The 7,666-nt window shown below is 69.1% G+C and carries 9 protein-coding genes; 3 read left to right on the forward strand and 6 right to left on the reverse strand.

What is annotated here, in order from left to right:
• Positions 1–206 (forward strand): hypothetical protein (locus ACWF79_RS34500; protein ID WP_453732130.1); only part of this gene is annotated, 206 nt, incomplete at its 5' end.
• A 161-nt stretch (positions 207–367) separates the two neighbouring features.
• Here the strand turns inward: ACWF79_RS34500 and ACWF79_RS34505 are convergent.
• The 3 genes from ACWF79_RS34505 to thyX form a co-directional block, all read right to left on the reverse strand.
• Complete coding sequence (locus ACWF79_RS34505) at positions 368–2,053, reverse strand: ribonuclease J (protein WP_453732131.1); 1,686 nt, start codon at positions 2,051–2,053, stop codon at positions 368–370.
• A 120-nt stretch (positions 2,054–2,173) separates the two neighbouring features.
• Positions 2,174–3,073 (reverse strand): 4-hydroxy-tetrahydrodipicolinate synthase, encoded by a 900-nt coding sequence (gene dapA / locus ACWF79_RS34510; RefSeq protein WP_453732132.1) that lies wholly within the window; start codon positions 3,071–3,073, stop codon positions 2,174–2,176.
• Between the two features lie 178 nt (positions 3,074–3,251).
• Complete coding sequence (thyX, locus tag ACWF79_RS34515; RefSeq protein ID WP_361967893.1) at positions 3,252–3,992, reverse strand: FAD-dependent thymidylate synthase; 741 nt, start codon at positions 3,990–3,992, stop codon at positions 3,252–3,254.
• Positions 3,993–4,179: 187 nt separating this feature from the next.
• Between thyX and ACWF79_RS34520 the strand changes: the two genes are divergently transcribed.
• Both ACWF79_RS34520 and ACWF79_RS34525 read left to right on the forward strand, forming a co-directional pair.
• Positions 4,180–4,419, forward strand: coding sequence for a hypothetical protein (locus tag ACWF79_RS34520; protein WP_453732133.1), 240 nt, complete (start codon positions 4,180–4,182; stop codon positions 4,417–4,419).
• Positions 4,420–4,514: 95 nt separating this feature from the next.
• Complete coding sequence (locus ACWF79_RS34525) at positions 4,515–5,093, forward strand: hypothetical protein (protein ID WP_453732134.1); 579 nt, start codon at positions 4,515–4,517, stop codon at positions 5,091–5,093.
• Here ACWF79_RS34525 and ACWF79_RS34530 read toward each other — a convergent pair.
• From ACWF79_RS34530 to ACWF79_RS34540, 3 genes are all read right to left on the reverse strand, one after another.
• A complete protein-coding gene (locus ACWF79_RS34530) occupies positions 5,083–5,535 on the reverse strand; it encodes a hypothetical protein (protein WP_453732135.1) in 453 nt (150 codons plus the stop codon). The two genes, ACWF79_RS34525 and ACWF79_RS34530, sit on opposite strands and share 11 nt — an antisense overlap.
• Positions 5,536–5,547: 12 nt before the next feature.
• Positions 5,548–6,300, reverse strand: coding sequence for a 4-hydroxy-tetrahydrodipicolinate reductase (gene dapB / locus ACWF79_RS34535; RefSeq protein ID WP_453732136.1), 753 nt, complete (start codon positions 6,298–6,300; stop codon positions 5,548–5,550).
• Between the two features lie 18 nt (positions 6,301–6,318).
• A partial coding sequence (locus ACWF79_RS34540; protein WP_453732137.1) for a M16 family metallopeptidase occupies positions 6,319–7,666 on the reverse strand: 1,348 nt, incomplete at its 5' end.

Genomic DNA, 7,666 nt, shown 5'->3' on the forward strand with positions numbered 1-7,666 from the left:
TTGATTTTTGGCACGCTGTTGAGTTCTCAAGGAACGGACGCTTCCTTCGTACTCACCCTCTCGGGCTTTCCTCCGGGCTTTTTCCCTTCGGTCTTGCGTTTCCGACTCTATCAGATCTTTCCGATCCGATTTCCTCGGTGCTTTCCGGCTTCTCGGTTTTCCCGATCTGCTTTCCGGCGTTGATCCGACTTTATCAGAAGTTCTGAGTCGGATTTCCCGCCCCATCCGGTCAGCCGTTCGGGCACACGAAGGTGCCGGGCTTCCCTTGTTGGCGGAGCCGTAAACGTACTGGAGCGGGGCGCCCCGATGCAAATCGAGGCGCCCCACTCTCAGTTGGCGCTGGTCAGGCCGGTGGGCCTGCCGGTGCTCAGACCTCCACGACCACCGGGAGGATCATCGGACGCCGGCGGTAGGTGTCGGAGACCCACTTGCCGATCGAGCGGCGGATCAGCTGCTGGAGCTGGTGGGGCTCGACCACGCCGTCCTGGGCCGACTTGTTCAGGGCCTGCTCGACCTTCGGGACGACCGCGTCGAAAGCGGCGTCCTCGATGCCGGATCCACGGGCGTGGATGTTCGGGCCGCTGACGATCTTGCCGGTCGACGCGTCGATGACGACGAAGACCGAGATGATGCCCTCGTCGCCCAGGATCCGGCGGTCCTTCAGGGAGGACTCGGTGACGTCGCCGACCGAGAGGCCGTCCACGTACACGTATCCCGCCTGGACCTTGCCGGTGATGCGGGCGCGGCCGTCGATCAGGTCGACGACGACGCCGTCCTCGGCGATGACGATGTGGTCCTTGGGGATGCCCGTCATCGCGCCGAGCTCGGCGTTTGCGCGCAGGTGGCGCCATTCGCCGTGGACCGGCATCAGGTTCTTCGGACGGCAGATGTTGTAGAAGTACAGCAGCTCGCCGGCCGAGGCGTGACCCGAGACGTGGACCTTGGCGTTGCCCTTGTGGACGACGTTGGCGCCCCAGCGGGTCAGGCCGTTGATCACGCGGTAGACCGCGTTCTCGTTGCCCGGGATGAGCGAGGACGCCAGGATCACGGTGTCGCCCTGGACGATCCGGATCTGGTGGTCGCGGTTGGCCATCCGGGACAGGGCGGCCATCGGCTCGCCCTGGGAGCCCGTGCAGACCAGCACGACCTCGTCGTCCGGCAGGTCGTCGAGGGTCTTCACGTCGACGACCAGGCCGGCCGGGACGCGGAGGTAGCCCAGGTCGCGGGCGATGCCCATGTTGCGGACCATCGAGCGGCCGACGAAGGCCACGCGGCGGCCGTACTCGTGCGCCGCGTCGAGGATCTGCTGGATGCGGTGCACGTGGCTGGCGAAGCTGGCCACGATGATGCGCTTCGGGGCGCTCGCGAAGACGTTCCGCAGGACGTTCGAGATGTCCTTCTCCGGCGGGACGAAGCCCGGGACCTCGGCGTTCGTCGAATCGGACAGCAGGAGGTCGATGCCCTCCTCGCTGAGCCGCGCGAAGGCGTGGAGGTCGGTGAGCCGGCCGTCCATCGGGAGCTGGTCCATCTTGAAGTCGCCGGTGGCGACCGCCATGCCCGCGGGGGTGCGGATGGCGACCGCGAGCGCGTCCGGGATGGAGTGGTTGACCGCGATGAACTCGCAGTCGAAGGGGCCCAGGTTCTCCCGGTCGCCCTCCTTCACCTCAAGGGTGTAGGGGCGGATCCGGTGCTCCTGGAGCTTGGCCTCGATCAGGGCGAGGGTCAGCTTGGAGCCGATGAGCGGGATGTCCGGCTTAAGCCGGAGCAGGTAGGGGACGGCGCCGATGTGGTCCTCGTGGCCGTGCGTGAGCACGATGCCCTCGACCTCGTCGAGGCGGTCCTTGATGATGGTGAAGTCGGGCAGGATCAGGTCGACACCCGGCTGCTCCTCCTCGGGGAAGAGGACGCCGCAGTCGACGATCAGCAGGCGGCCTTCGTACTCGAAGACCGTCATGTTCCGGCCGATCTCGCCGAGCCCGCCGAGCGGGATGACACGCAGGGCGCCCTTGGGGAGCTTCGGCGGAGCGCCGAGTTCAGGATGCGGATGACTCAAAAGACTCTCCTCACCACACGCGCCACGTACCGCTTGGGCACGTGGCGCGCATGACATTCGTGCACTTGCTGTTGTCGGTCGATCGTTTGCCGATCGGATATTCAGTTGTGAAGCTTGTGATCAGACTTCTACCCCGCCTGCGGCGAGATCGATCTTGAGCTGGGCGGTCTCCTCGGGCGAGAGCTCGACGAGGGGCAGCCGCAGCGGGCCGGCCGGGAGGCCCTGGAGGGCGAGGGCGGCCTTGGTGGTCATGACGCCCTGGGTGCGGAACATGCCGGTGTAGATCGGCAGGAGCCGCTGGTGGATCTCGGTGGCCTTCTGGACCTCACCGTTCAGGTGGGCGTCGAGGAGGGCGCGGAGCTCGGGGGTCACGACGTGGCCGACGACGGAGACGAAGCCGCAGGCGCCCACGGAGAGCAGCGGCAGGTTGAGCATGTCGTCGCCGGAGTACCAGGCGAGGCCCGAACGGGCGATGGCCCAGCTGGCGCGGCCGAGGTCGCCCTTGGCGTCCTTGTTGGCGACGATCCGGGGGTGCTCGGCGAGCCGGACGAGGGTCTCGGTGTCGATCGGGACGCCGCTGCGGCCGGGGATGTCGTAGAGCATCACAGGGAGCTCGGTGGCGTCGGCGATGGCCGAGAAGTGCCGGTACAGGCCCTCCTGCGGGGGCTTGTTGTAGTACGGCGTGACGGCGAGCAGGCCGTGCGCGCCGTCGCGTTCGGCGGTGCGGGCGAGCTCGATGGAGTGGTGGGTGTCGTTGGTGCCGATGCCGGCGACGACGTGGGCGCGGTCGCCGACCGCCTCCAGTACCGCCCGTACCAGCTCCGATTTCTCCGCGTCGCTGGTGGTCGGGGACTCGCCGGTGGTGCCGTTGATGACGAGGCCGTCGTTGCCTGCGTCCACCAGATGGGCGGCGAGTCGCTGGGCACCGTCGAGGTCGAGTGCGCCGTCAGCCGTCAGGGGCGTGACCATGGCGGTGAGGACCCGCCCGAAGGGGGTCTGCGGAGTGGAGATCGGAGCCATGGGTAACACGCTACTCGCTGCTCATCGCCCGGTGTCCCCTCGGGGGACGTGAGAAAGGGAGCCCGGCACTGCCTGCTCGGGGGTTCAAGCAGTGCCGGGTCCGTTTGATCAGCCTAGATGAACTTCGTGAAACGTCGCAATACGGACACTTCGCGTGACGTGGTCGTACATCTGTGCTTTATGGGGCCACACGGCCGTTCTTGTTGAAGGCGGCGTGGGTCAGCGGCATGAGCTCGGCCCAGTGCTGCTCCATCTTCTCGCCGACCATCTCGATCTCCCGCTGCGGGAACGACGGCACCTTGGCCAGCTCGTGCTGCGTACGCAGACCGAGGAAGTGCATCAGCGAGCGCGCGTTGCATGTGGCGTACATCGAGGAGAAGAGGCCGACGGGCAGGACCGAACGGGCGACCTCGCGGGCGACGCCGGCGGCGAGCATCTCCTGATACGCCGCGTACGCCTGGACGTACGAGTCCTCCATGACGCGGCCGGTCAGCTCCTGCTGGGCCTCGGTGCCCTCGACGAAGACGTACTTGCCCGGGCGGCCCTCCTGGACGAGCTTCCGGGAGGCGTCGGGGACGTAGAAGACCGGCTCCAGCTCCCTGTAGCGACCCGATTCCTCGTTGTACGACCAGCCGACGCGGTGGCGCATGAACTCGCGGAACACGAAGATCGGGGCGCTGATGAAGAAGGTCATCGAGTTGTGCTCGAAGGGGCTGCCGTGCCGGTCGCGCATCAGATAGTTGATGAGCCCCTTGGACCGCTCGGGGTCCTTCTGCAGTTCGTCGAGCGACTGCTCCCCCGCCGTGGAGACGCGGGCCGCCCACAGCACGTCGGAGTCGGCGGCGCTGTGCTTCACCAGCTCCACCGTCACATCGCTGCGGAAGCTGGGCTTGAGATCTGCTGCGGGGGTGTCGCTCACCGGCGGGGTCCTTCCAAAGTGCGTCGCTCGGGCGGCGCCCACTCTACGGGGAGCCGATGCCCCCGGACCCCCACACCCACCTGGATCACATTCTTTGGCCAATCCGGGGAAATCGGGCACCGAAAGATGACTTTGCTCGTCTGTATCTGTGACACCCGTCGCACCAGATCCAAGGAGAGTGAACCTGATGTTCCGCCGGCGTGAGGCCGTCCCGTTCTCGTTCGTCGCAGAGGCCGACCGCTTCCGCAGTAACGTCACTCCGCCGCCGAGGGAGCGCCTCAGCGTCTCCGAGCTCGCGGGCCGTACGCTGGTCGGGCTGACCGTCGTGGCCGGTCTCGTCGGCTCGTTGCTCTTCGGGATGCCGTCCATGCAGTCGGGTGCGACCGAGGGGCACCGGCAGCAGTCCGAGGCCTCCGACGGTCGCTGAGCAGTTCGGCCCCCCTGAGGTGGCCCGGTCGAGACCACCTGGGTAGCCTCACCGGGCACAGCCCCTTCGAGCGTGCTTGTGAGTGAGGATCAGTCGTGCCCCTGCCTTTTCTGACGGCCGACCGCGCTTTTGACGCGACCGACGACGTCGCGCTGCCGTTCGACGACCACGACCAGTGGCGTCGGCCCTACCGCCCCGGCCCCTGGCGCGTGGGCGCGGCCGCGCTCGCGCTGCTGCTCGCGTCGTTCGTGCTGTTCGCCGCGGTGATCATCGCCGCTGCCGGCGCGGCGAGCGGTGCGGCCGTCACGTTCGGGCTGGCCGTCCTCGTGATCCTCGCGGCGCTGCGCATGCTGCGCGTGGGCACGTGGGTGAGCCGGCACGGCGTGCGCCGGGTCGGCTTCTTCACCACCTCCACCGTGGCCTGGGCCCGGGTGGCGCACGCGCGCACGGCTCAGCAGCCGGTGCGGTGGCTGGGGTTGCCCCGCACGGTGCAGGGCCAGGCGCTGATTCTCGTACAGCGGGACGGTGAGCAGATCACTCTGCTCACCGACCACAACGCCGACTTCCTCTCCCGCGTCGAGGCGTTCGACCGCGCGGCCGACACGGTCGAGGCGTGGAACGCCGAGTACGGCGTCGCCGTACCGGACGCTGCCGTACCGGCCGCTACGCGCTGACCGTGCGGCCCGCGTGCAGCGCGATCGCGCGCTGCATCGCCTTGCGGGCGCGCGGGGTGTCGCGGGCGTCGTGATAGGCGACCGCGAGCCGGAACCAGCAACGCCAGTCCTCGGGTGAGTCCTCGGTCTCGGCGCGTCGCTTCGCGAACACCTCGTCGGCCGAGTCCCGGTCGATCCGGCCGCCTGCCGTGCGCTTCAACTCGTCCACCGGCAGGCCGCCTTCGGCCTCCAGCTCACGGGCGAGCCGCTGCGCGTTCCGCGCGAAGGCGGTGTTCTTCCAGAGGAACCAGCCGCCGACGCAAGGCAGCAGGAACGCCACCGCGCCCATGCCCACGGCGGCCGGCTCGCCCGTCAGGATGAGCAGGACGCCCTCCATCGCCACCACGCCGAAGACGAGGACGAGGACGGCGGCGAGGAAGACGTACGTGATCTTTCCACCCATGGCCCGTCCGCCTCAGCCCAGGTCCAGGAAGTGCTCCAGGCCGAAGGTGAGGCCGGGAGTGGTGACGACACGGCGGGCGCCCAGGAGGATGCCCGGCATGAAGCTGGAGTGGTGCAGCGAGTCGTGACGGACCGTCAGGGTCTCGCCCTCGCCGCCGAGCAGGACCTCCTGGTGGGCCAGGAGACCTCGCAGCCGTACGGCGTGCACCGGGACGCCGTCGACGTCCGCGCCGCGCGCGCCGTCCAGGGCGGTCGCCGTCGCGTCCGGCTGGGCGCCGAGGCCGGCCTCGGCGCGGGCGGCCGCGATCAGCTGGGCGGTACGGGTGGCGGTGCCGCTGGGGGCGTCCACCTTGTTCGGGTGGTGCAGCTCGACGACCTCGACGGACTCGAAGTACGGGGCCGCGATCTGGGCGAACTTCATCGTCAGCACGGCGCCGATGGAGAAGTTCGGGGCGATCAGGACACCGGTCTCCGGCGAGGCGTCGAGCCAGGTGTTCAGCTGCGCGAGGCGCTCCTCGGTCCAGCCGGTGGTCCCGACGACCGCGTGGATGCCGTGGCGTACGCAGTAGTCGAGGTTGGCCATCACGGAGTCCGGGGTGGTCAGCTCGACCGCGACCTGGGCGCCCGTCTCGGCGAGCGTCTCCAGCTTGTCGCCGCGGCCGAGGGCCGCGACCAGTTCCATGTCCTCGGCGGCCTCGACGGCCCGTACCGCCTCGGAGCCGATACGGCCCTGGGCTCCGAGGACCGCCACGCGCAGCTTGCTCATTGCTCTTCAGAACTCTCTCTAGGAGACGGATTCGTGCAGGCGTGCCGCCTGCTTGTCCTTCAGCGGCCCTATGGCGGACAGCGAAGGACGCTGCCCGAGCACATCACGGGCAACCTCACGGACGTCGTCCGGGGTGACGGACGCGATCCGGGCGAGCATGTCGTCGACCGACATCTGGGTGCCCCAGCACAGCTCGCTCTTGCCGATACGGTTCATCAGCGCGCCGGTGTCCTCCAGGCCGAGGACGGTCGAGCCGGAGAGCTGCCCGATGGCGCGGGCGATCTCGTCGTCGGTGAGCCCGTCGGAGGCCACCTTGTCGAGCTCGTCGCGGCAGATCTTCAGCACGTCGTGGACCTGGCTGGGGCGGCAGCCCGCGTACACCCCGAAGAGGCCGCAGTCGGCGAAGCCGGAGGTGTACGAGTACACGCTGTAGGCCAGGCCGCGCTTCTCGCGGACCTCCTGGAAGAGGCGCGAGGACATGCCCCCGCCGAGGGCCGTGTTCAGTACGCCGAGGGCCCAGCGGCGCTCGTCGGTGCGGGCCAGGCCCGGCATGCCGAGGACGACGTGGGCCTGCTCGGTCTTGCGGCCGAGGACCTCGACGGCGCCCGCGGTGCGGATCACGCGCCGGCCGTCGCGGGGGGCGACGGGGGTGGCGTCCGTACGGGAGAGGGCGCCGGCCTTCTCGAACGCGCGGCGGACCTGGCGTACGACGGTGGCGTGGTCGATGTTGCCCGCGGCGGCGACGACCAGGTGCGTCGGGTCGTAGTGCTTCTTGTAGAAGCGGGCGATCCGGCCCCGGTCGAGGGCGTTGATCGTGTCCACGGTGCCGAGGACCGGGCGGCCCAGCGGGGTGTCGCCGAACATGGTGTGCGCGAACAGGTCGTGCACGACGTCGCCCGGGTCGTCCTCGGTCATCGCGATCTCTTCGAGGATCACGCCGCGCTCGGCGTCGACGTCCTCGTCGAGGATCAGCGAGCCGGTCAGCATGTCGCAGACGACGTCGATCGCGAGCGGCAGGTCGGTGTCGAGGACCCGCGCGTAGTAGCAGGTGAACTCCTTCGCCGTGAAGGCGTTCATCTCGCCGCCGACCGCGTCGAGCGCGGAGGAGATGTCGAGGGCGCTGCGTCGCTTGGTGCCCTTGAAGAGGAGGTGCTCCAGGTAGTGCGTGGCGCCGTTGAGCGTGGGCGTCTCGTCGCGGGAGCCGACGTGCGCCCAGATGCCGAAGGTGGCGGAGCGCACGGAGGGCAGGGTCTCGGTGACGATCCGCAGGCCGCCGGGGAGGGTGGTGCGGCGGACGGTGCCGATGCCGTCCTTGCCCGGGAGAAGCGTTTGGGTACGGGCGACGGCCCGCCCCTCCGAAGAGGGG

This window comes from Streptomyces sp. NPDC054975 (assembly GCF_053609105.1).